This is a genomic window from Streptomyces sp. NPDC048523 (assembly GCF_043199815.1).
GTDB lineage: Bacteria > Actinomycetota > Actinomycetes > Streptomycetales > Streptomycetaceae > Streptomyces.
Map to the genome: position 1 here is coordinate 1480204 of NZ_JBICWQ010000001.1, position 23421 is coordinate 1503624.

Here is a 23421-nt window from a genome sequence, read left to right on the forward strand (position 1 = left end):
CTCAGTCCACCACCGTCACGAGGTCGTTCCCGGCGGCCTCGGTGTCACTCGACCGGTCCGGACGGGCGAGCGCCACCTGTACGGCGGTCACCTTGTACTCCGGGCAGTTGGTCGCCCAGTCGGAGTTCTCGGTGGTCACCACGTTGGCACCGGTGACGGGGTGGTGGAAGGTGGTGTACACGACCCCGGTCGGCATGCGGTCGGAGAGCTCCGCGCGCAGAGTGGTCTGCCCGACGCGGCTGGCCAGGGTGACCATGTCGCCGTCGTTGATGCCGCGGACCTCGGCGTCGTGCGGATGCAGCTCCAGTACGTCCTCGGGGTGCCAGGCGACATTGCCGGTACGGCGGGTCTGGGCGCCGACGTTGTACTGACTGAGGATGCGGCCCGTGGTGAGGACCAGTGGGAAGCGCCGGGTGCTGCGTTCGGTGGTCGGCACGTAGGAGGTGACCACGAACTTGCCCTTGCCGCGCACGAATTCGTCCACGTGCATGATCGGCGTGCCCTCGGGTGCCGCCTCGTTGCACGGCCACTGGACGCTGCCGAGCTTGTCGAGGAGGTCGAAGGAGACCCCGGTGAACGTTGGGGTGACCGACGCGATCTCGTCCATGATCTGGCCGGGATGGTCGTAGGACATCTCGTAGCCCATGGCGGTGGCGATCTCGGTGACGATCTGCCACTCGTGTTTGCCCGTCTTGGGCTTCATCACCGCGCGCACCCGGTTGATACGGCGTTCGGCGTTGGTGAAGGTGCCGTCCTTCTCCAGGAAGGACGCCCCGGGCAGGAAGACGTGGGCGAACTTGGCCGTCTCGTTGAGAAACATGTCCTGGACGACGACGAGTTCCATCGCTTCGAGGGCTGCGGTGACGTGCTTGAGATTGGGGTCGGACTGGGCGATGTCCTCGCCGTGCACGAACAGGCCGCGGAAGGTGCCGTCGATGGCCGCGTCGAACATGTTGGGGATGCGAAGTCCCGGTTCGGCGAGGAGGGTTCCGCCCCAGAGGTTCTCGAAGACGGTCCGGACGGCGTCGTCGGAGACGTGCCGGTAGCCGGGGAGTTCGTGCGGGAAGGAGCCCATGTCGCAGGATCCCTGCACGTTGTTCTGGCCGCGCAGGGGGTTCACGCCGACGCCGTCGCGGCCGATGTTCCCGCACGCCATCGCGAGGTTGGCCATTCCCATGACCATGGTCGAGCCCTGGCTGTGCTCGGTGACGCCGAGGCCGTAATAGATGGCCCCGTTGGGCGCTTCGGCGTACAGCCGTGCGGCGGCCCGGAGTTCGGCGGCCGGCACTCCGGTGATCTCCTCGACGGACTCCGGGCTGTTCTCCGGGCGGGCGATGAACTCGGCCCAGTCGTCGAAGCCTTCGCACCGCGCGTCCACGAAGGAACGGTCGACCAGGCCCTCGGTGACGGCGACATGGGCCATCGCGTTGACGACGGCCACGTTGGTGCTGGGGCGGAGCTGGAGGTGGTGCTGCGCCTCGATGTGCGGCGAGCGCACGAGGTCGATGCGGCGCGGGTCCACGACGATCAACTTGGCGCCCTCGCGCAGCCGGCGCTTCATCCGGGAGGCGAACACCGGGTGGCCGTCGGTGGGGTTGGCGCCGATCACCATGATGACGTCGGCCTCGGCGACCGAACGGAAGTCCTGGGTACCGGCCGACTCGCCGAAGGTCTGCTTGAGGCCGTATCCCGTCGGGGAGTGGCAGACGCGGGCGCAGGTGTCGACGTTGTTGTTGCCGAAGGCCGCGCGAACCATCTTCTGTACGACGTAGACCTCTTCATTGGTGCACCGTGAGGAGGTGATCCCGCCGATCGCGCTCGCACCGTGCTGTTCCTGGATCTCGCGCATCCGCCGGGCGACCGTGCCGATCGCCTCGTCCCACTCGACCTCGCGCCAGGGGTCGGTGATCCGGTCGCGGACCATGGGCTTGAGCCGGCGGTCGGGGTGGGTGGCGTAGCCGAACGCGAAGCGGCCCTTGACGCAGGAGTGGCCCTCGTTGGCGCCGCCGTCCTTGTACGGCACCATGCGCACGAGTTCGTCGCCGCGCAGCTCGGCCTTGAAGGAGCAGCCGACCCCGCAGTACGCGCAGGTGGTCACAACTGACCTGGTCGGCATGCCGAGTTCGACGACCGAGCGCTCCTGGAGCGTGGATGTCGGGCAGGCCTGGACGCAGGCGCCGCAGGAGACGCACTCGGAGTCCATGAAGGTCTCGCCGGCGCCCGGGGAGACCTTGGAGTCGAAGCCGCGGCCCTCGATGGTGAGGGCGAAGGTGCCCTGGACCTCGCCGCAGGCGCGGACGCAGCGGGAGCAGGCGATGCACTTGGCCGGGTCGAAGTCGAAGTAGGGGTTGGAGGTGTCCTTCTCCGCGTCGAGGTGGTTGGCGCCCTCGTAGCCGTAGCGGACCTGCCTGAGGCCCACCACCCCTGCCATGTCCTGGAGTTCGCAGTCGCCGTTGGCCGGGCAGGTGAGGCAGTCCAGGGGGTGGTCGGAGATGTAGAGCTCCATGACGCCCTGGCGGAGCTTCTCCACCTTCGGGGTCTGGGTGCTCACCTTCATGCCGTCGGCGCACGGCGTGGTGCAGGACGCCGGGGTGCCGCGCCGGCCGTCGATCTCCACCACGCACAGTCGGCAGGAGCCGAACGCCTCCAGGCTGTCGGTGGCGCACAGTTTGGGTATGTCGACGCCGGCCTGCGCGGCCGCGCGCATCACCGAGGTGCCCTCGGGGACGGTCACCGGCAGGCCGTCCACCTCGACGGACACTGTTGCCGGTCCTGGCCTCTCGGGGGTTCCGAAGTCGGGTTCCTTGAGGAGTGTCATGCCGTGCCCTCCGTCTTCGGGCCCGTCGCCTGTACGGGCTGGATGTCCAGGAGTCGACGGCCGCCGAGGAAGTCGTCGGGGAAGTGGGCGAGGGCACTGCGCACGGGCAGCGGGGTCAGCCCGCCCATCGCGCACAGCGAGCCCTCGGTCATGAGGTCGCAGAGGTCTTCGAGCAGGGCGAGGTTCTCGTCCCGGTGGGTGCCGGCGACGATCTTGTCGATCACCTCGACGCCGCGCACCGCGCCGACCCGGCACGGGGTGCACTTGCCGCAGGACTCCTCGGCGCAGAACTCCATCGCGAAGCGGGCCTGCGCGGCCATGTCGACGCTGTCGTCGAAGACGACCACGCCACCGTGGCCGACCATCGCCCCGGCCGCCGCGAACGCCTCGTAGTCCATGGGCAGATCGAACATCTCCGTCGGCAGGTAGGCGCCGAGGGGACCGCCGACCTGCGCGGTGCGCACGGGACGTCCGGAGAAGGTTCCGCCGCCGTACTCCTCGATGAGCTCGCGCAGGGTGATGCCGAAGGCGGTCTCCACGATGCCGCCGTGGGCGATGTTGCCGCCGAGCTGGAACACCTGGGTGCCGCGGGATCGTTCGACGCCGAGTTGCTGGTACGCCTGCGCGCCCTCAGCCATGACGACGGGCACGGTGGCGAGGGTGAGGACGTTGTTCACCACGGTCGGTCTGCCGAACAGGCCCTCGATCGCGGGGATCGGCGGTTTCGCGCGGACCATGCCGCGCTTGCCCTCCAGGCTCTCCAGCATGGAGGTCTCCTCGCCGCAGATGTACGCGCCGGCGCCGACGCGGACGTGCAGGTCGAAGTCGAGGGCGGAGCCGAGGATGTTCCTGCCGAGCCAGCCGTGCTCGCGGGCGATCCCGATCGCCCGGCGCATCGTGGCCACCGCGTCGGGGTATTCCGAGCGGATGTACAGGTAGCCCTCGCTCGCCCCGACCGCGTGTGCGGCGATGGTCATGCCCTCGATGAGCATGAACGGGTCGCCCTCCATGACCATCCGGTCGGCGAAGGTCCCGCTGTCGCCCTCGTCGGCGTTGCAGCACACGAACTTGAGCTCGTCGGCGCAGTCCAGCACGGTCTTCCACTTGATGCCGGCCGGGAAACCGGCCCCGCCGCGGCCGCGCAGTCCGGACGCGGTGACCTCGGCGACCACGTCCGCGGGGGCGAGTTCCAGGGCGGCGCGCAGTCCCGCGAGGCCGCCGTGCGCCTCGTAGTCCTCGGCGGACAGCGGGTCGGTCACGCCGACCCGGGCGAAGGTGACGCGGTTCTGCCGTGCCAGCCAGGTCAGTTCGTCGACGACGCCGAGCCGGAGGGGATGGTCCGCGCCGTCGAGCATGCCTGCGGCCAGGAGTCCGTCGATGTCCTCCGGGGCCACCGGGCCGTAGCCGACACGTCCTTGCGGGGTCACCACCTCGACCAGGGGCTCCAGCCACAGCATGCCGCGCGATCCATTGCGCACGACGTCCAGCACGAAGTCCCCGCGGGACGCTGCGTGTTGGAGGGCCGCCGCGACCTCGTCCGCGCCGACGGACCTGGCCGCGGAGTCGCGGGGGACGTAGACGGTGGCCGTGGAGTGCGAGGGGTTGTTCATGAGGAGACCGTCCCGTTGAGGATCGAGCCCAGCTGGGCGGGGCCGACTCGTCCGTACAGCCGTCCGTTCGCCTCGACGGAGGGGCCGAGCGCGCAGTTGCCGAGGCAGAAGACCTGCTCGACGGTGACCGAACCGTCCGCCGTCGTCTCCCCCAGGGTCAGTCCGGACTCGCGCGCGTAGCCGATCAGTTGGTCGGCGCCCAGGGCCTGGCATGCCTCGGCGCGGCAGATGCGCACGGTGGTGCGGCCCGCGGGTTCGCGACGGAAGTCGTGGTAGAAGGTGACCACTCCGTGGACGTCCGCCCGGGAGAGGTTGAGCTCCTCCGCGAGTACCGGCACGGCTTCCTGCGGCACATGGCCCAACTCGGCCTGGACGGCGTGCAGTACCGGCAACAGCGCACCGCGCTCGCCCCGGTGCCGGGCCACCACCCTCCGGACCACGCTCTCGACCGTCACGTCACTCCCGCTGGTCGTCATGATCGCTTCGCCTTCCGTCATGCGGGTCCCCGGCGAGGGGTGCAGGAGACTCTGACCATACTCCATACAGACTTCTGTATACACAACCATGCCGCACACCCTGCCGCAGACGGAGTGCTTATCGACCCTCGCCATGTTGCATACCAAAACCTGTATGCTGACGCGGCCTTCGGCGACCTCCGAACGGCCCCTACTCGGACGAAGCCGCCGCCCGGCGACACCGGCGGCAGAACGGGACAACCATGCGCGAGGCACTCACGGCCGCAGCGTCCCGGCGCGTCACCCGCCCGGCACCGCTGCGCCAGGCCGTGTACGACGCCCTGACCGAGCTCATCGTCAACGGCTCCCTCAAGCCCGGCCAGCACCTGGTCGAGGCCGAGCTCGCCGAACACCTCGGCGTCAGCCGCCAGCCGGTGCGTGAGGCCCTCCAGCGGCTGCAGACCGCCGGCTGGGTGGATCTGCGGCCCGCCCAAGGGGCCTTCGTCCACTCCCCCACGGAGGAGGAGGCCGCCCAACTCCTCGGCGTGCGGGCGGTCCTGGAGACCTACTCGGCCCAGCTCGCCGCCAAGAACGCGAAGCGCGAGGACATCACTCGTCTTGACGAACTTCAGCTGGACGGCATCGCCGCTCTCGCCGACGGCGACGTCGAGCGGCTGGTCTCCGCCAACACCGCGCTGCACGACTTCATCACCACTGTCGCCGGCAACGCCGTGCTGGCCGAGCTGATCGCCCAGGTGGGCCAGAAGGTCCGCTGGTACTACACGCCCATCGCCAAGCCCCGCGGCAAGGAGGCCTGGAACGAGCACACCCAGCTCATCAGGGCCATCGCCAAGGGCGACGCGGACCAGGCGGGCGAGATCATGCGCAAGCACACCGAGCGTACGGCCGACTTCTACCGCAGGAAGATCGCGGCCAGGGCGAACCAGGACTGACGTCTTCGCGGGCACGATCGTCCTCCCGGGCACGATTCAGGACACGGCGAGAGAGTCGGCGGAAGGGCGGGTGCTCCCGAGGTGGAGAAGTGGGTCGAGGGCCGGCGGGCGGCGGGTCTCGGCGGCGGCCCGCAGTTCGAGGAGCCACGGCAGGACCGTGCGCAGCACGATGTCGAGTCCGCCGCCGTCCGCGCCGAGCATTGCCTCCGCGGGCACCAGTACCGGGTCGGCGAACACGGTGGACGTCGCGCTGCCGCGGGGCCCGGCGGCACCGGGTCGCGCGGGGACGAACAGGTCCGGGGCGTGTGCCGGAACCACCCAGAGCGTCAGCCCGTCGGGGGTGGCGAGGGGCCGGGAGGACCAGACGTAGAGGTCGGCCTCCCCCGCCGCTACCACCCGCTGCTTGCGGGCCCGGAGGGCCACCACCTCACCGGAACGGGTGGCCGCGGAGCGCGGCACGAGGAGCTGGGTCTCCGCCGCCGACCCGTCATCCTCGGCCTCCGACGCCAATGCCGAGTCCGACTCGGACTCGGACTCCGACTCGGCGAGCGCAAGGCTGGTGGGGTGGCGCCCGGCGGCGATCTCGGCACGCAGCCAGGGGCCGCCGTACGCCTCGATGACGGCGGTGGCCGTGTAGTGCGACCGGAGCACGGCAGCCGTCGCCGGGCAGACACGCGCGGTCCGCGCGACCACGTCGACGGCTGCCGGCAACCCCTGTCCCCCGCCGCCGAGTTCGGTGGAGACGGTGAGTCCCAGGAGGCCCGCGCGGCCGAGGGCCGTCACGGCGCCGCGGGGGAACCGGCCCCGCAGGGCCGTCGCTTCGGCGGCGGGTCCGACGACGTCGGTCAGGACTTCGGAGAGAGCGGTGCGGTACGACACGGGGCGACCCCCTTGGGCGTGGCTGCTTGTCCACTGTCGAACGATAATTGCATACAGTATTCTGCATGGGAAGGTCGCCGCCAGGGGTCCTGCCGTGCATTTTCCGCAATCTCCGGGACCCACCAGCCGAACGAGGGAGACAGGGCCCATGCCCCATACGCCCACCGTGACAGCCCGTGGCCCGATCAGCAGGCCCACTCCGTTGCGCCAGGCGGTCTACGAGGCCCTCACCGAGCTGATCGTCAACGGCTCGCTCACACCGGGCCAGCACCTCGTCGAAGCCGAGTTGGCGGAGAGTCTCGGGGTGAGCCGGCAGCCGATCCGTGAGGCGCTGCAACGGCTCCAGACCGCCGGCTGGGTGGACCTGCGCCCCTCCCAGGGTGCCTTCGTGCACTCCCCCACCACCGAGGAGTGCGCCCAACTCCTCAGCGTGCGGGCCCTCTTGGAGACCCATTCCGCGCGGGGCGCCGCCCAGTACGCCACCGTCCGCGACGTCGCCCGCCTGTGGGAGCTTCAGCAGGCCGGTCTGACCGCCCTCGCGGCCGGGGGCGCCCGGGCCATCGTGGAGGCGAACGCCGCCCTGCACGGCCACATCACCCTGCTGTCCCGCAACCAGGTCCTCGCCGAACTCATCCCGCAGGTCGACCTCCGGGTGCGCTGGTACTACATGCCCATCGCCAAGCCCCGTGGCAAGGACGCCTGGAACGAGCACGCGAGGATCATCGAGGCGATCGGCGAGGGCGCCCCCGACCGCGCCGAGGAGCTCATGCGCCGGCACACTCGGAACACCACCGACTTCTACTGCGAGCAGATCGCCGCGGTGGCCGACCGGGACGACTGACCCCGGCCGGCCACCACCGCGGGCGCCCGGCCGGCCGGCCGGGCAAGGGTGGCTCAGGAGTTCGGGTCGATCTCCCGCAGCAGCCCCGTCGTGACGTCGAAGACGAAGCCGCGCACGTCGTCGGTGTGCGGCAGGAACGGCGAGGTGCGCACCCGCTGCATGGACTGCCGTACGTCCTGGTCGACGTCCCGGAAGGCCTCCACGGCCCAGGCGGGGCGCTGGCCGACCTCCAGCTCCAGTTCGTGCCGGAAGTCCTCGGTCAGGGTTTGCAGACCGCAGCCGGTGTGGTGGATGAGCGCCACGCTGCGGGTGCCGAGCGCGCGCTGACTGATCGTCAGAGAGCGGATCGTGTCGTCGGTGACGACTCCTCCGGCGTTGCGGATGGTGTGGCAGTCGCCGAGTGCCAGGCCGAGCGCGGCGTGCAGGTCGAGGCGGGCGTCCATGCACGCCACGACGGCGACGCGCAGGACGGGGCGGGCGCCCATGCCGGGGTCGCTGAACCCGGCGGCGTAGGCGCGGTTGGCTTCCATGAGCCGGTCGGTGACCGTCGCGGTCGGGGGAAGTGAAGTCGACATGTTGGGGCTACCTCGCTCCGGTCGAGTCGGTCAGATGACGCCCTGCTCCTTGAGCTGCGGCAACTCGGCCGGGGATAGCCCGAGTTCGTGTACGTAGATGTCTTCGTTGTGTTGGCCGAGGAGGGGTGGGGTGGTGATGGTGGTGGGGGAGTCGGAGAGTTTGAGGGGGTTGCCGACCGTGGTGAACGTGCCGCGCACGGGATGCTCGACCTCGACGATCATGTCGTTCGCCGCGAGTGAGCGGTCTTCGATGATCTCTTTGGGGGACAGGATCGGCCCGCAGGGAATGTTGTGCGCGTTCAGCTGTTGCAGGACCTGCCATTTGGGCAGCGTCGCGGTCCATTCCTCGATCAGCTGGAACATCTTCGCCAGCCTGGGCAGCCGGGCTTCGGGGGTGGCCCACTCCGGGTCGGCGGCCAGTTCGGGACGGCCGATCAGCTCGGCCAGCGGCGGCCAGCCGACGGGCTGGACGATGACGTACACGTAGTCGTTGGGCCCGCCGGGCGCGCACCGCACGGCCCAGCCGGGCTGTCCGCCGCCCGAGGCGTTGCCCGAGCGCGGCACCTCCTCGCCGAAGTCGTCGTTGGGGTACTCGGCGAGCGGGCCGTGGGACAGGCGCTGCTGGTCACGGAGTTTGACCCGGCACAGGTTGAGGACCGCGTGCTGCATCGCCACGTCCACCCGCTGCCCCCGCCCGGTCCGTGTCCGTTGCAGCAGCGCGGCCAGGATTCCGGCCACCGCATGGATCCCGGTACCCGAGTCCCCGATCTGCGCCCCGGTCGCCAGCGGCGGACCGTCCTGGAACCCGGTCGTGGCCATCGACCCGCCCATCGCCTGCGCCACCACCTCATACGCCTTGAAGTTCATGTACGGGCCCTCACCGAAGCCCTTGATCGACGCGTACACGATCCGCGGGTTGATCTCCCGGACCCGCTCCCACGAAAAGCCCATCCGCTCCACCGCACCCGGCGCGAAGTTCTCCACCAGCACATCCGCACCCCGGATCAACGCGGCCAGCATCTGCCCGCCCCGCTCGCTCTTGGTGTTCAGCGTGATACTGCGCTTGTTGCAGTTGAGCATCGTGAAATACAGCGAGTCCGCCTCCGCCACATCCCGCAACTGCCGACGCGTGATGTCCCCGCCCGGCGCCTCCACCTTCACCACATCCGCCCCCAGCCACGCCAGCAACTGCGTCGCCGACGGACCCGACTGCACATGCGTCATATCCAGCACCCGCACACCCTCAAGAGCCAACGACATGCTCGCCACCCCATCTCTGCGTCATCTCTGCGTCGTCGTGTGTTCGCCGTCGGCCGGGCGGCCGCCCCTTCACGGAGCGCCGCCCGGGCTCGTCTCACGGCATCAGCTGGTACTCGGGGAAGTTCCCGGGCAGCCGTTCGCCGGCCGGACCCTGAGTGACCGCGCGTACCAGCAGTTCGCCGCCGACGAAGGCGCCCCGCCAGGAGGCGCCGAAGCCGCCGAACAGCTCGTCGCGGTCGCCGCGGGAACGCGGCTTGCCGTGACCGACCTTGAACGCGCGGATCTGGGGGGCGAGTCGGTCGAAGGTGGCCCGGTCGTCGGTGGACAGGGTGGCCACCAGGGCGCCGTTGGAGGCGTTCATCGCGGCGAGCAGTTCCGCCTCGGTGTCGACCAGGACGATGGTGTCGACCGGGCCGAAGGGTTCCGCGTGGTGCAGGGGTGAGGAGGGGGGCGGGTTGAGGAGGGTGACGGGTTGGACGTACGCCGAGGTGTCCTGGCCGGGCAGAAAGCGGGCGTCGGCCTCGCTGCCGCGGTGGACCGGAACGGCTCCGCGGTTGATGGCCTCGGCGACCTGGTCGCGGAGTTCCTTAGCCTTGGCCGCGTTGATCACCGGCCCGAAGTCCAGTGCCGGGTACGGGTCGTCGGCGTGTTCGACGGCGAGCGGGTGGCCGAGGCGCAGGGTGCGCACCGCGGGGAGGTAGGCCGTCAGGAACTCGTCGAACAGCTCGCGCTGGACGACGAACCGCGGGTAGGCGGTGCAGCGCTGCTTGCCGTAGTCGAAGAGCTTGGGGATGACGGCGGTGAGTGCGTCCCAGTCGGAGTAGTTCCACAGGCCCCAGGTATTGAGTCCCTCCTGTTCGAGTACGTGGCGCTTGCCGAGGTCGGTGACGGCCGTGGCGACGGCGGCGCCGGTGTCGCGGCCGCCGACGAAGGAGACACAGCCGATCTCGGGCGCCCGCACCAGCGCCTCGGACAGCTCTCCCCCGCTGCCGCTGACGAGGGTGACGGGGATTCCCTCGCGGGCGGCGAGCGCGCAGGCCAGGGTCAGACAGGCGACGCCGCCGTCGGTCGGGGTCTTGGCGATGACCGCGTTGCCCGCCAGTGCCTGCACCAGCATGGCGTGAACGAGCACGCTCATCGGGTAGTTCCAGCTCGCGATGTTGGACACCGGGCCGTCCAGCGGAGCGCGGCCCTCGACCATCGGTTCGATGCCGTCGACGTACCAGCGCACGCCGTCGATGGCCCGGTCGACGTCGGCCTGCGCGAGCCGCCAGGGCTTGCCGATCTCCCAGACCAGCAGGAGCGCGAGGAGTTCGCGGTGCTGGGTGAGGGCGTCGAGGGTGGCCGCGACACGGGCCCGGCGCTCTTCGAGCCGGATGTGGCGCCAGGCGCGGTGCTGGTCGAGGGAGGCGCGAACGGCCTGGTGAGCGGCTTCCCGGTCCAGGCGCGGCGGACCGGCGATGCGGGTGCCGTCGACGGGGCTGGTGGCGGGCAGGGCCCGGCCGTCGGCCTGCCAGGCGCAGGCCCAGAGGTTGAGGACGCGGTCGTCCCGGAAGGCCTCGGGGGCGACGGCGAGGCAGCGCTGCCAGGCGTCGTTCCAGGAGGTACCGGACTTCACCACGAGGTGGGTGGAGTTGAGGGTCGTTGTCATGCGATGTCTCCGCTCTCGGTGCACAGTCGGGGGCGGCGTATAGGGGAGCGCGGCGGGGCCGGAAAGGGCTTGGTCCGCCGCTGTGTGGTCCCGGTCAGGCCTGAGGGGCCTCGCGGACCATGTCCTCGCGAACCGTGTCCTCGCGAACCGTGTCCAGCAGGGCGAGCACGAGGCGGGCCGTCTCGGTGGGGGTGTTCCCGACCTGGACGCCGACCGCCTCCAGCGCCGTCTTCTTCGCCTGCGCGGTTCCCGCCGAACCGGACACGATGGCCCCGGCGTGGCCCATGGTCCGGCCCTCGGGCGCGGTGAATCCGGCGATGTAGCCGACGACGGGTTTGGTGACGTGCTCGTGGAGGTACGCGGCGGCCCGTTCCTCGGCGTCGCCGCCGATCTCCCCGATGAGGACGATGAGTTCGGTGTCGGGGTCGTCCTGGAAGGCCGCGAGGCAGTCGATGTGGGTGGTGCCGACGACGGGGTCTCCGCCGATGCCGACACAGGTGGAGAAGCCGATGTCGCGCAGCTCGTACATGAGTTGGTAGGTGAGAGTGCCCGACTTGGACACCAGACCGACCCGCCCGGGCCGGGTGATGTCGGCGGGGATGATGCCCGCGTTGGACTGGCCGGGGGTGATCAGTCCGGGGCAGTTGGGTCCTACGATCCGTGTCCCCTTCTTCTTCGCGTACGAGGTGAAGGCGACGGTGTCGTGGACGGGGATGCCTTCGGTGATGACGACGGCCAGTCCGATCCCTGCGTCGGCGGCCTCGACAACTGCCGCTGCGGCGAAGGCGGGTGGCACGAAGACGACGGTGACATCCGCTCCGGTCGCCCGTATCCCGTCGGCGACCGAGCCGAAGACGGGGACGGTCCGGTCGTCGAAGTCGACCGTCTGCCCGGCCTTGCGGGGATTGACGCCGCCGACCACGTGGGTGCCGGCGGCGAGCATGCGCCGGGTGTGTTTCCTGCCCTCGCCGCCGGTCATGCCCTGGACGAGGACCCTGGACTCCTTGGTCAGGAAGATGGCCATGTCCCGCTCCTTCGACTGGTGTTGGCGAGTTCGGCGGCACGGCGGGCGGCACCGTCCATGGTGGTGGCCTGCTGGACCAGGGGGTGGGCGCGCTCGTCGAGAACGGCCCTCCCCCGGGCGGCGTTGTTGCCGTCCAGGCGCACGACCAGCGGCTTGGTGAGCCGTACCTCGTCGAGGGCCCTGACGATGCCGTCGGCGACCGCGTCGCAGGCGGTGATGCCGCCGAAGACGTTGACGAACACGGATTTCACGGCCGGGTCCGACAGGATGACCGTCAGTCCGTCGGCCATGACCTGGGCCGAGGCACCGCCGCCGATGTCGAGGAAGTTGGCGGGCCGGGCCCCGCAGCCGGCGACCACGTCGAGGGTCGACATGACCAGGCCGGCACCGTTGCCGATGACGCCGACCTCGCCGTCGAGCTTGACGTAGTTGAGGCCCTTCGCGGCGGCGGCCTCCTCCAGCGGATCGCCGTACGCGATGTTCTCTGCGCTCCAACGGGCCTGCCGGAAGCGGGCGTTGTCGTCGAGGGTGACCTTGCCGTCGAGGGCGAGGACGTGCCCCTGCCGGGTGCGCACGAGCGGGTTCACCTCGACGAGGACGGCGTCCTGGCGGACCAGCACCTCCCACAGCCGTACGAGAACATCGACGGTCTGCGGTGGCAGGCCGGCCGCGTCGGCGATCTCGCCCGCCGTCGCCGAGGTGACGCCCTCGGCGGGGTCGATGTGTCTACGGGCGACCGCCTCCGGGCGGGCCGCGGCGACCTCCTCTATGTCCATGCCGCCCTCCGCCGAGGCGATGGCCAGGAAGCGGCCCGCGGCCCGGTCGAGGACGTAGGCGACGTAGAACTCGGTGTCGATGTCGACGGACTGGGCCAGCATGACCCTGCTGACCCTGTGTCCCTTGATGTCCATGCCGAGGATCCGGCGTGCCGTCCTCTCGGCCTCGGCTGGGTCGGCGGCTAGCCGCACCCCGCCCGCCTTGCCTCGGCCACCGGTCTTGACCTGCGCCTTGACGACGACGCTGCCGCCGAGCCTGCGGGCGATGGCACGGGCCTCCTGCGGCGAGTCGGTGACCTCCGCCCTCGGCACCGGGATTCCGTGTTCCTCGAAGAGGGCCCGCGCCTGATGCTCGTACAGGTCCATGATGAGGCTCCTGTCTGACAGTGATGCACGACTGAAAAGCAGCTGAAAAGTGCTGCACGCCCCCTGGACATCACCCACCGGATGCGGGATAACAATCTTCATACAGTATTCGTCGACTGTATGCAATGTGCCGAACAGGGGTCAGGCCCAGCGCACCATCAGAACGCTCAAGGCAACGGACAAGTGAGGTGGCTTGTGTCGAGGACGGCTCTTGAGGGTGTGCGGGTGCTGGATATGACGCATGTGCAGTCGGGTCAGTCGGCGACGCAGTTGCTGGCGTGGCTGGGGGCGGATGTCAGGTCGGGCGGGGTGATCTGACGTGGTGAACCGGAGCCACGTTCCCGGGCCGTTGGGCGGTGGTCCATGACGTGAACGAGCACGGGGGCCGGCGGTGCGCGCCGGTGGACCCCGGGGATCCGTGCGCGCACGAAAGGAATTTGGACAGGGGGCGCTGGCCAGATCTTTCGACGCAAGGAGTGCTTGAAAACTATGACAACCGTCGATTACTCGTCGTCCGCCGCCTTCAGGGAGGTGACGGACCGCAACGGCCGCGTGTACCGGATCGGCGAGACCGACCGGCACATCATGGGACGACCACGATGGACGATGGTGCTCTTCCCGTGGATGGGCATGCTGGGCATCAGTTCCTCGGAGTACGCGTTCACGTCGGCCGAGGACACTCTGCACGAGGCGCATCTGTGGAGCAGTGGGCACATCTTCTGGCTGATGGGCGTCTGGGTGTTCTTCCAGGCGGCCGTGGCTTTCCCGGCCGGGCAGCTCAGGGAGAGCGGAAGGCTTCCGGCCCGCTACGCGATGATGCTCGGCGCGCTGGGCACCGTCCTCGGCTACCTGTCGCTCGCGTTCGCACCGAACGTGATCGTGGCCTATCTGGGCTTCGGTGTGTGCAGCGGTATCGGTGCCGGTCTTGTCTACGCGACCTGCGTGAACATGGTCGGCAAGTGGTTCCCGGAGCGCAAGGGCGGCAAGACCGGCATGGTCAACGGCGGTTTCGCCTACGGCTCGGTGCCCTTCGTGTTCCTGTTCACCTCGTACATGGACCTGAGCAACTACCGGGGCGTCCTGGTGACGGTGGGCCTCGTGTGCTGCTCGGTGGTGGCGTTCGCGGGCTGGTTCTTCAAGGACCCGCCGAAGAACTGGTGGCCGCCGCACGTCGATCCGCTGAGGATGACCGACGACCCGAAGATCCGGCGGGCGCTGGAGAAGAACCCGCCGGCCGTCAAGCAGTACACCCCGAAGGAGGCGGCACGGACGCCCGTCCTGTGGATGATGTGGTTCTGCCTGCTGTGCACGGCCGGGATCAACATCTTCGGCATCGCCTTCCAGGTCCCGTTCGGCAAGGACATGGGCTTCGCGGGCGGGATCGTGGCCACGGCGATGTCACTGAAGGCGATCGTCAACGGCACCGGGCGCGGGGTCATCGGCTGGATCTCCGACAAGTTCGGGCGCCGCAACACGCTGATCATCGTGTGTCTGGTGCTGGGCACCGCGCAGTTCGGTGTGCTGGTCTCCGGCCAGATGGGCAGCATGCCGTTCTTCCTCTTCTGCTCCATGGTCTCCGGCTTCGGCGGCGGCGCGATATTCCCGCTGTTCGCCGCGATGACCGCGGACTACTTCGGTGAGAACAACAACGCCTCCAACTACGGCATGGTCTACAGCTCGAAGCTCATCTCGGGGCTCGTCGGCTCCGGTGTCGGCTCGATCGTGGTCGGCGCCTGGGACTACCAGGGCGCGTTCGTCATAGCCGGCTCCATCGGCCTGGCGTCCGCGGTGCTCGCGCTGTTCCTGAAGGCGCCCGGCAGGCCCCAGGCCAGCCGTCGGACCGTACCCAACCCGCAACCGCTCGGCGAGGAAATGGCCTGACATGACGGCAGATCCGTACGCAGCACGCAGTGACACCGACAAGACCGCACACTCCACCGCCGCACCACGTCCCTACCGGGAAGTGACCGACGCCAACGGCCGTGTCTACCGCATCGGCGAGACCGACCGGGACATCCTCGGCCACTCCCGCACCCTCATGGTGTATCTGCCCTGGCTCACCATGATGGCCATCAGCGTCTTCGAGTACGCGTACGGCTCGGCCGAGGACACCCTGTCCCACGCCCACGGCTGGACGCAGAGCAACACCTTCTGGATCCTCAGCGTCTGGGTCTTCTTCCAGGCCGGCATCGCCTTCCCGGCGGGCTGGCTGCGGGAGAAGGGCATCCTGACCGCCCGCAAGGCCATGTACACCGGCTCGGGCATGTGTCTGGTCGGATTCCTCGCCCTGTCGCACCTGGACAACGTCCTGCTGGCGATCCTCGGATTCGGCGTCATCGGGGGGATCGGCGCCGGACTGGTCTACGCGACCTGCATCAACATGGTCGGCAAATGGTTCCCCGAACGCCGGGGCGCCAAGACCGGGTTCGTCAACGGCGGCTTCGCGTACGGATCACTGCCCTTCATCTTCATCTTCAACTACGGCTTCGACACCGCGAACTACCACCGCGTGCTGGACCTCATCGGCTGCTACATCCTGATCGTGGTCGTCGGGTGTGCGTTCTTCTTCAAGGACCCGCCGAAGAACTGGTGGCCCGCCGACATCGACCCGCTCACCCACGGCGGCGGCGAGAAGGGAAGCGGTGCTCTCGCCAAGAACCCTCCGGCGGTACGGCAGTTCACACCGAAGGAGGCCGTCAGGACCGGCATGCTTCCCCTCATGTGGGTCGCCCTCGTGATGACCGCGGGAGTGTCGATCTTCGGGATCTCCTTCCAGGTCGACTACGCGAAGGAGGTGGGCTTCGGTCCGCTGGTGGCGGCCTCCTCGATGGGCGTCATGGCGGTCATCAACGGCATCGGGCGCGGGGTGGTGGGCTGGCTGTCCGACAAGTGGGGCCGCAAGTCCACCCTGGTGTTCGTGATCGTCGTCCTGGGGCTCGCGCAGTTCGGAGTGATCTGGGCGGGTGACATCAGGAGCGAGTCGCTGTTCCTGGTCTTCGCGTTCCTGTCCGGGTTCGGCGGCGGCGCGTTCTACCCACTGTTCGCGGCACTCACCCCGGACTACTTCGGGGAGAACTACAACGCCTCCAACTACGGGCTGGTGTACAGCGGCAAGCTGATCAGCGGCCTGTTCGGCGGCGGACTGGGCTCGATGGTCGTCGCGGCCTGGGGCTACGACGGGGCATACGCCCTGGCCGGCGTCACCTCGATGCTCGCGGCGGCGCTCGCCCTGCTGCTACGACAGCCGGGACGACCCCGGAGCGGAGCCGCGGGACGGCAGCAACAGGCCACGGCCTGAGTCCAGCGGCTCGGACATCAGGCGGCCCTTCCCCACGGCGTTCGTCCGTCGGGGAAGGGCCGCCTGATCCGATGGTTGCCTGATCCGGTGGCCGGGTGGCCCGTCGGCGGGGCGGCGCCGTGGGCTGTTCGTCCATACACCGACCCACGCCATCCGCTACTTCTCGCGGTCGTGGTACATCTTCCGCGTGTGCTCGGTGTGTTCCCGCATCAGGTCGGTGGCACGGCGCTCGTCACGGTCGGCGATCGCGGCGATCAGTTCACGGTGCTCGATCCAGGACTGCCGGCCGCGCCGGCGGGCGACCGGCGTGTAGTACCAGCGCACCCGGCGGTCCACCTGCCCCGCCAACTCCGCCAGGACCGCGTTGCCCGCCAACTCCATGACCTTCGCATGGAGCCGGGCGTTCAGGGCGACCGCCGCGTCCACGTCGTCGTTGTCGACGGCCTTCTCACCCTCCGTGCACAGCGCTTCCAGGGCGGCAATACCGGCACTGCCCGCGTTCACCGCCGCCAGCCGAGCCGCCTCAGCCTCCAACAACGTCCGCACGGTGAGGAGTTGATCCGCCTCCTCATCCGTCGGCTCATGCACGAACGCCCCCTGAGCCGGCCGCAGATCCACCCACCCCTCGGTGTTCAACCGCTGCAACGCCTCACGCACCGGCTGCCGCGACACCCCCAGATGACCCGCCAACTCACTCTCCACCAGATGCTGACCCGGCTGCAGAGCACGCGTCGTGATCAGCTCCAGCAACGCGCCGTAGACACGGTCACGCAGGGGACCGGGTCGCTCGAGCCTGGGCACCGTCCCGTACGGCAGTCCTGTGGTCGGCAACATCACGGTCCCTCCTGTGCAGCGTCGTCGCCGCAGCTGAGAGCCAAGTATGAATTGGTTTTCGCCTACAGTCTACGGCGTTCCACGGCGCACGACCGGTGGAGGATCGCCCCATACCGGGGCGTAACAGCAGCTCACGGCCTTAGTGACGTCGCGACTCTTGCTGAGCACTCACTCCATCCTGTAGACAATATCCAGTCGACAAAGTCGGCAGTTCCTCGGTCACCCTCACCGAACGGAGCTTCCACCCATGAAAGTCGCAGTCCTCGGCGCCGGAGCCATCGGCGCCTACGTCGGCGCGGCACTCCACCGCGCCGGCGCCGACGTCCATCTCATCGCCCGCGGTCCGCATCTGGCGGCCCTGCGGGAACACGGTGTCCAAGTCCTCAGCCCGCGCGGTGACTTCACCGCCCGTGCCCACGCCACCGACGACCCGGCCGAGATCGGCCCGGTCGACTACGTCTTCCTCGGTCTGAAGGCCAACTCGTACGCGGCGTGCGGGCCGCTCATCGAGCCCCTTCTCACCGACACCACCGCGGTGATCGCGGCCCAGAACGGCATCCCCTGGTGGTACTTCCACCGGCACGGCGGCCCGCACGACGGGCACCGTATCGACAGCGTGGACCCGGGCGGCGCGGTCAGTGCGGTGCTCGCGCCCTCCCGGGCCATCGGCTGTGTCGTCTACGCGGCGACCGAGCTCGAAGGACCGGGTGTCGTACGGCACTTGGAAGGCACCCGGTTCTCCATCGGGGAGCCCGACCGCAGCCTCTCGCCCCGCTGCCAGGCCTTCAGTGAGGCCATGCAGGCCGGCGGGCTCAAGTGCCCGGTCGAACCGAACCTGCGGGACGACATCTGGCTCAAGCTGCTGGGCAACATCTCCTTCAACCCCATCAGCGCGCTGGCCCGTGCCACCATGCGCCAGATGTGCCTGCACGGCGGCACGCGCAAGGTCATCGAGACCATGATGGCCGAGACCCTCGCGGTGGCCGAGACCCTCGGCTGCACCGTCGGCGTCTCCATCGAACGCCGTCTCGCCGGTGCCGAACGCGTCGGCGACCACCGCACCTCCACCCTCCAGGACCTGGAGCGTGGCAAGCCCCTGGAACTCGACGTCCTGCTCACCGCCGTCATCGAGCTGGCGGAGATCACCGGTGTGGACGTGCCCACGCTCCGTACCGTCCACGCCCTCTCCGACCTGCTCGCGCTCCGGTCCGCCGCATGACGGAACCGGGCACCCACGCCATCGGGTCGGGACCTCGGATCCGGCCGAACGCCGGCACCGAGGTCCCGATGGCCCATGCGATCGGCCGGCAGATCATCCGGGCGGGGCTGGCCGACCGGGACTTCATCGAGCGTTCGACCTCCGGCTTCGAGGAGTACAGGCAGCTCGTCGAGCCCTGGACGGTGTCGCTCGCGGTGAAGGTGACGGGCGTACCGGCCGGTGTCCTAAGGGAGTTGGCGCACACGTACGCGTGCGGTGAGCCGTTGCGGGCGGGCGCCGGCACCGAGGGCGAGGAGGACCGCGCGCTGCTCAACCTGTCGCTGCTCACCGGGCGCGGTCATGACGACCGGGAGCGGCGCATGCCCTTCCATCTCGTCCGACATGCCCCTCCCGTCGATCTGACGGATGAGGCGTATCCGCTCCGGCTCACCAAGGGACACCGTCTGGACTCGTACAACACCCGCCTGCAGAAAGGTGGTTCGGCGCCGTCGCTGCGGCGGGCCGAGTGTGTCGAGCTGAGTCCCGAGGACGCCGAGCGCTACGGCGTGGTGGTCGGCGAAGAGGTGCGGGTCGCGACCAGGCTGGGCTCAACGGCGGCGCCGGTGTGGGTGGATCCGGCGCTGCGGCCCGGCCTGGCGTTCATGACCGGCGGTCCGCCGACCGGGGCGGACCCCAAGCAGGTGGCGGGAAAGGACAGTTGCCCGGTCGCCGGGGCCGTGGAGTTCGAGGCCGCCGCGATCCGGATCGAGAAGCTGCCCGTCGTGGCGATGCGGAGGTGACACCGGACATGGAACGAGTCATGGAACGACACAAGGCCGTTCGCCTCGGCGCCGGGGCGGTCTCGTCACGACCGGAGACCCTGGCCCCCGAGGAGCCGCTGGAGATCCGCCTCGACGCGGTGTGTACGACGCCCCGCCGGCCCGTCCACGACACTCCCCCGGTCCGTGTCGATCCGGGGCTCGCGAGCCTCCCCGACCGGCTCCGCGCAGCTCAACGGGTCGTCGACCGGACCGGGGGCCTGCGCGGCCACTCCATGAACGTGTACGCGGGCGAGGACCGTGTCACCCTGGCGGCCGCTGCGGCCGCTCAGGGCTGACGGTCCTGCCCGCTGCACGACGGCGGGACCCCGACCGGCGGGGAGCGCCCCCTGCGCCCTCGGGGTCCCGCCTCAGTCGTGTGCCGTCAGCACTTCTCCCGCAGCGAGTGCAGGTAGGCGCTGGAACGGCGGGCGAACGTGAGGGATTCGGCGGGCTGGTCGTGCTCGGCCTGCCAGTGGTGGGCCAGGCGCTCGCCGCGCAGCCGGGTCACGGCGGAGATGAACTTCTGGTAGTCGATGTCTCCGTCGCCGACGTCGGTCATGCGGTAGCCGTAGGTGTTGGCCGGGTCGCTCACTCCGTCCTTGACGTGGAAGAGCGGGTAGCGGTGGGGCTGCCTGAGGACGTAGTTCAGGGGTTCGAAGGGCGCGGGTGTGCCGTCGGGCCGCTGGGAGAAACGGAACTGGCCGGAGTACGCCCAGAAGATGTCCATCTCCAGGAACACCAGGTCGGGGTCGGTCTCCTTGAGCAGGACGTCGTAGAGGCGGACCTTCGGGTTGTCGGTGGCGAAGGAGAATTCCTCGGAGTGGTTGTGCTGGTAGAACTTCATGCCGCGTGCCCTCGCCGCGGCTCCGTAGGTGTTGAACTCCTCGGCGGCGCGCTTCCACGCGTCGACGGTCGAGCCGTAGCGGAACGGCCCTGAGGCGGTGCCGATGTGCTTGAGGCCGAGGGCCTGGGCGTCGTCGAGGACCTTGGTGAGGTTCTGGGCGAAGGTGTAGGCGTTCGGGTCGTCGGAGTAGTAGCCGACGTGGCTGCCGATCGGAGTCAGGCCGTGGTCGCGGGCCAGGCGCTTGAGCTGGGCGAGGGTGATCGGTCCGGCCGAGCCCTGGGTGTAGCCGGCGAACTCGACCTCGTCGTAGCCGTACTTCTCCAGTTCGGCGAAGACAGGGGCGAAGCCGAGGGTGGAGACCTTGTCGCGGAGGCTGTAGAGCTGGATGCCGAGGCGGCCGGGCGGCAGCACGGGGCGCCCGCGGCCGTGGCCGTGCCCGGTGGTGCCGGTCGCGGCCGCGGTGGCGGCGGTCGCCGGGGTCGTCGCGGCGCCGAGCAGGGCGGCCGCGGTGGCGCCGGCCGCCACGCCGAGCATGCCTCGTCTGGTGAGGCGGTGGGTGAGTTCGGGGTCGGGCTGGAACATGCGGCTCATGGCTGGGTTCTCCTCGGGTCAGAGGGCGTTGTCAGTGGTGGGTGCTTCACTGGTGAGCAGTCCGGAAAGACCGGCCAGTCGGAGCAGGAGTGACTTCACGTCGGTGGCCGCGATGCGGTCGCCGACGGCGCGGGGGGTGGAGCAGATGAGGAGCGGACCGTCGTCGTCGCTCTCGGGGATGCGGCCGTGGCTGCCGCGAATAGGTGACGGGTCGAGGGGCACGACCGCCATGCGATAGCGCAGGCCGAGTTTCTTGCGGGCCAGCGCGGTGGCCGCCTTGACCTTGACGTAGGGGTCGAGCGGGTCCATGAAGAGTTCGACCGGGTCGTAGCCGGGTTTGCGGTGGATCTCGACCAGCTGCGCGAAGTCGGGCGCGCGGTCGTCGTCGAGCCAGTAGTAGTACGTGAACCAGGCGTCCGGCTCCGCCACGGCGACGAGTTCGCCGGAGCGCGGATGGTCGAGGTGGTGGGCCTTCTTGCCCTCGTCGTCGAGGAGTTGCTCGATGCCGGGCAGGCCGTCGAGGGCGGCCCGGGTGGCGTCCAGGTCCTCGGGGCGGCGCACATAGACGTGGGCGATCTGATGGTCGGCGACCGCGAAGGCACGGGAGGCCATCGGGTCGAGGTACTCCATGCCGTCCTGGGTGTGCACCTCGAGGAGTCCGGCGCGGCGCAGGGCGCGGTTGATGTCGACGGGCCGGGCCGCGCGGGTGATCCCGTACTCGGACAGCGCGACGACGGTACGGCCTTGTGCGCGGGCGTCGTCCAGGAGCGGGGCCAGCGCCCTGTCGAGGTCGGCGGCGGCTTTCAGGGAGCGTGGGTCGTCGGGGCCGAAGCGTTGCAGGTCGTAGTCGAGGTGGGGGAGGTAGCAGAGCGTCAGGTCGGGGTGGCGGGTGTCGATGATGTGGCGGGTCGCGTCGATGATCCACTGGCTGGAGACCAGGTCCGCGCCGGGGCCCCAGAAGTGGAAGAGGGGGAAGGTGCCGAGTTTTTCGGTGAGTTCGTCGTGCAGGGCCGGGGGGCGGGTGTAGCAGTCGGGTTCCTTGCGGCCGTCGGCGTAGTAGACGGGGCGGGGGGTGACGGTGAAGTCGGTGTCGGCGCCCATGGCGTACCACCAGCAGATGTTGGCGACGGTGTAGCCGGGGTGGGCGCGGCGGGCGGCGTCCCAGAGCTTGTCGCCGGCGACCAGACCGTTGTGCTGTCGCCACAGGAGTACGTCGCCGAGCTCGCGGAAGTACCACCCGTTGCCGACGATGCCGTGCTCCGAGGGGTGGGCGCCGGTGAGAAAGGTGGACTGGGCGGCGCAGGTGACGGCGGGCAGGACGGTCTCGAGCGGGGCGTGGGAGCCGGATCCGGCGAGGGACTTGAGGTGGGGCATGTGGTGGAGGAGACGGGGGGTGAGGCCGACGACGTCGAGGACGAGGAGAGGGGCCGGTCCCGCCTGCGGGGGGTGGTGGTTCATGGCAGCTCCTTCAGGCCGAGGTCCGTCAGCAGGTCGCGCACGAGGGTGAGTTCGGCGGCGATGCCGTCGGCGAGCTGGGGGCGGCCGCGGGGGCGTAGTTCGGGTGGGAGGGCCTGCCAGGTGTAGGTCTCGACCTCCAGGTGGCGGGTGAGGGGGTGCGGGCCGCCGACGAGCCGGGTGAGGGCGGATGTGAGGACGGGGAGCGTGGAGGTGAGGGGTGTGGCGGGGGACGCGTGCAGGGGGACGTGGAAGTGGGCGCGCCAGGGTGCCCCGTCGGGCAGGGCGTCGCCGGCGAGGGCCTCGCCGAGGTCGTCGGTGCCGCGCAGGCCCGCGGCGGTGGAGGTGCGGGTCTGGTGCAGGAAGCGGGGTTCGTCGAAGGCTGCGAGTGCCTCGCGGACCTCGGGCAGGTGGGGGTGTTCGGCGTGCAGGGCGGCGGAGAGCTGGGACTTGACGATCGGGACGCGGGCCGCGGTGAGCGCGTCCAGGGCGGTGTGCGGGTCTTCGAAGGAGGTGGCGAGGTGGCAGGTGTCGACGCAGATGCCGATGCGGTCGTGGGCGATCGCGGTCAGCGGTGCGATGGCGTCACCGGTGGTCTCGACGACGCAGCCGGGTTCGGGTTCGAGGCCGACGCGGATGGAGCGGCCGGTCAGCTCCTGGAGGGCGTCGAGGCGTTCGGCGAGGGTGAGCAGGGCGGTGCGGGCCTTGTCGGCGCTTCCGTCGTCGTAGCCGGTGCGCCAGGCGAGCGGCAGGGTGGAGATGCTGCCCTCGGTGACGTCGTCGGGAAGGAGTCCGGTCAGGACGCGGGCCAGGGCGGTGGTGTGGTCGAGGCGTTCGGGGTCGGTCCAGTCCGGCTTGTAGACGCGGTACTTGACCTCCTCGGCGCCGAAGCCCTCGTAGGGAAAGCCGTTGAGGGTGACGACTTCGAGGCCGCGGCGGTCGAGTTCGCAGCGCAGTTCGCGCAGTGCGGAGGGGTCGCTGACCAGGGCGTGGGCGGCGTCGCGGGCGAGCCACAGGCCGATGCCGAGGCGGTCGCGGCCGAGGCGGCGGCGGACGGGTTCGCAGTGGTCGCGGAGCTGGGCGAGGACGCCGTCGAGGGTTTCGGCGGGGTGGACGTTGGTGCAGTAGGCGAGGTGGACGGTGGTGCCGTCGGGGTGGCGGAAGCGCATGGC

General features: G+C 69.8%; 18 protein-coding genes and 3 pseudogenes. 8 read left to right on the forward strand and 13 right to left on the reverse strand.

The annotated features are described in order from the left end of the window. Nucleotide 1 precedes the first annotated feature (1 nt). The 3 genes from fdhF to ACGFWE_RS06770 are packed head-to-tail and all read right to left on the reverse strand — an operon-like array spanning nt 2 to nt 4925. The gene (fdhF, locus tag ACGFWE_RS06760; RefSeq protein ID WP_393598380.1) at nt 2–2818 is read right to left on the reverse strand and encodes a formate dehydrogenase subunit alpha; all 2817 of its coding nucleotides are present in this window, start codon (nt 2816–2818) and stop codon (nt 2–4) included. Further along, nucleotides 2815–4428, reverse strand: a complete 1614-nt coding sequence (locus ACGFWE_RS06765) for a formate dehydrogenase beta subunit (protein ID WP_393598382.1) — start codon at nt 4426–4428, stop codon at nt 2815–2817. The genes fdhF and ACGFWE_RS06765 overlap by 4 nt, the downstream gene beginning before the upstream one ends. After that, nucleotides 4425–4925, reverse strand: coding sequence for a formate dehydrogenase subunit gamma (locus ACGFWE_RS06770; protein ID WP_352381176.1), 501 nt, complete (start codon nt 4923–4925; stop codon nt 4425–4427). The genes ACGFWE_RS06765 and ACGFWE_RS06770 overlap by 4 nt, the downstream gene beginning before the upstream one ends. A gap of 221 nt (nt 4926–5146) precedes the next feature. Between ACGFWE_RS06770 and ACGFWE_RS06775 the strand changes: the two genes are divergently transcribed. Continuing rightward, nucleotides 5147–5836: a GntR family transcriptional regulator gene (locus ACGFWE_RS06775; RefSeq protein ID WP_393598384.1), complete on the forward strand. Its 690-nt coding sequence runs from the start codon at nt 5147–5149 to the stop codon at nt 5834–5836. Nucleotides 5837–5872: 36 nt separating this feature from the next. Here the strand turns inward: ACGFWE_RS06775 and ACGFWE_RS06780 are convergent, their stop codons facing one another. Then, nucleotides 5873–6715 carry an acyl-CoA dehydrogenase family protein gene (locus ACGFWE_RS06780; protein WP_393598386.1) on the reverse strand — a complete coding sequence of 281 codons (843 nt, stop codon included), beginning with the start codon at nt 6713–6715 and terminating at the stop codon, nt 5873–5875. Nucleotides 6716–6863: 148 nt separating this feature from the next. Here ACGFWE_RS06780 and ACGFWE_RS06785 point away from each other — a divergent pair, with 148 nt between their 5' ends. Continuing rightward, complete coding sequence (locus ACGFWE_RS06785) at nt 6864–7556, forward strand: GntR family transcriptional regulator (RefSeq protein WP_352381181.1); 693 nt, start codon at nt 6864–6866, stop codon at nt 7554–7556. A gap of 53 nt (nt 7557–7609) precedes the next feature. On the opposite strand, the gene ACGFWE_RS06790 is transcribed toward ACGFWE_RS06785, so the two are convergent. The 5 genes from ACGFWE_RS06790 to sucC all read right to left on the reverse strand — a co-directional run bounded on the left by ACGFWE_RS06790 (nt 7610) and on the right by sucC (nt 13208). Continuing rightward, nucleotides 7610–8131, reverse strand: a complete 522-nt coding sequence (locus tag ACGFWE_RS06790; protein WP_393598388.1) for a beta-class carbonic anhydrase — start codon at nt 8129–8131, stop codon at nt 7610–7612. Between the two features lie 30 nt (nt 8132–8161). After that, complete coding sequence (gene frc / locus ACGFWE_RS06795) at nt 8162–9391, reverse strand: formyl-CoA transferase (RefSeq protein WP_352381185.1); 1230 nt, start codon at nt 9389–9391, stop codon at nt 8162–8164. A gap of 94 nt (nt 9392–9485) precedes the next feature. Then, nucleotides 9486–11042 carry an aldehyde dehydrogenase family protein gene (locus ACGFWE_RS06800; RefSeq protein ID WP_352381187.1) on the reverse strand — a complete coding sequence of 519 codons (1557 nt, stop codon included), beginning with the start codon at nt 11040–11042 and terminating at the stop codon, nt 9486–9488. 94 nt (nt 11043–11136) lie between these two features. After that, nucleotides 11137–12066 carry a succinate--CoA ligase subunit alpha gene (sucD, locus tag ACGFWE_RS06805; RefSeq protein WP_393598391.1) on the reverse strand — a complete coding sequence of 310 codons (930 nt, stop codon included), beginning with the start codon at nt 12064–12066 and terminating at the stop codon, nt 11137–11139. Continuing rightward, entirely contained in the window at nt 12051–13208 is a 1158-nt protein-coding gene (gene sucC / locus ACGFWE_RS06810; protein WP_393598392.1) for an ADP-forming succinate--CoA ligase subunit beta, read from the reverse strand. The genes sucD and sucC overlap by 16 nt, the downstream gene beginning before the upstream one ends. Before the next feature lie 195 nt (nt 13209–13403). Here sucC and ACGFWE_RS06815 point away from each other — a divergent pair. The 3 genes and pseudogenes from ACGFWE_RS06815 to ACGFWE_RS06825 all read left to right on the forward strand — a co-directional run. Next, nucleotides 13404–13505 (forward strand): annotated as a pseudogene (locus ACGFWE_RS06815) (CoA transferase); the annotation flags it as partial. A gap of 192 nt (nt 13506–13697) precedes the next feature. Next, the gene (locus ACGFWE_RS06820) at nt 13698–15089 is read left to right on the forward strand and encodes an OFA family MFS transporter (protein ID WP_352381193.1); all 1392 of its coding nucleotides are present in this window, start codon (nt 13698–13700) and stop codon (nt 15087–15089) included. A 1-nt stretch (nt 15090) separates the two neighbouring features. Then, entirely contained in the window at nt 15091–16506 is a 1416-nt protein-coding gene (locus ACGFWE_RS06825; protein ID WP_393598395.1) for an OFA family MFS transporter, read from the forward strand. A 156-nt stretch (nt 16507–16662) separates the two neighbouring features. On the opposite strand, the gene ACGFWE_RS06830 is transcribed toward ACGFWE_RS06825, so the two are convergent. Continuing rightward, nucleotides 16663–17337: a GntR family transcriptional regulator gene (locus ACGFWE_RS06830; protein WP_393598956.1), complete on the reverse strand. Its 675-nt coding sequence runs from the start codon at nt 17335–17337 to the stop codon at nt 16663–16665. Between the two features lie 250 nt (nt 17338–17587). Here ACGFWE_RS06830 and ACGFWE_RS06835 point away from each other — a divergent pair, with 250 nt between their 5' ends. The 3 genes and pseudogenes from ACGFWE_RS06835 to ACGFWE_RS06845 all read left to right on the forward strand — a co-directional run. Next, on the forward strand, nt 17588–18559 hold the full coding sequence (locus ACGFWE_RS06835) for a 2-dehydropantoate 2-reductase (protein ID WP_352381197.1): 972 nt from the start codon (nt 17588–17590) through the stop codon (nt 18557–18559). A gap of 47 nt (nt 18560–18606) precedes the next feature. Continuing rightward, nucleotides 18607–19338 (forward strand): annotated as a pseudogene (locus ACGFWE_RS06840) (molybdopterin dinucleotide binding domain-containing protein); the annotation flags it as partial. An 8-nt stretch (nt 19339–19346) separates the two neighbouring features. Continuing rightward, nucleotides 19347–19613: pseudogene (locus ACGFWE_RS06845) on the forward strand (hypothetical protein); the annotation flags it as partial. A 128-nt stretch (nt 19614–19741) separates the two neighbouring features. Here the strand turns inward: ACGFWE_RS06845 and ACGFWE_RS06850 are convergent. Genes ACGFWE_RS06850 through eboE form a run of 3 tightly spaced genes read right to left on the reverse strand, consistent with a single transcriptional unit; the run spans nt 19742 to nt 23418 of the window. Beyond that, nucleotides 19742–20794 carry a sugar phosphate isomerase/epimerase gene (locus ACGFWE_RS06850; RefSeq protein WP_352381199.1) on the reverse strand — a complete coding sequence of 351 codons (1053 nt, stop codon included), beginning with the start codon at nt 20792–20794 and terminating at the stop codon, nt 19742–19744. 18 nt (nt 20795–20812) lie between these two features. Beyond that, nucleotides 20813–22252: a nucleotide pyrophosphatase/phosphodiesterase family protein gene (locus ACGFWE_RS06855; RefSeq protein WP_352381201.1), complete on the reverse strand. Its 1440-nt coding sequence runs from the start codon at nt 22250–22252 to the stop codon at nt 20813–20815. Further along, nucleotides 22249–23418, reverse strand: coding sequence for a metabolite traffic protein EboE (eboE, locus tag ACGFWE_RS06860; protein WP_352381203.1), 1170 nt, complete (start codon nt 23416–23418; stop codon nt 22249–22251). Before eboE ends, ACGFWE_RS06855 begins: the two co-directional genes overlap by 4 nt. Nucleotides 23419–23421 lie beyond the last annotated feature (3 nt).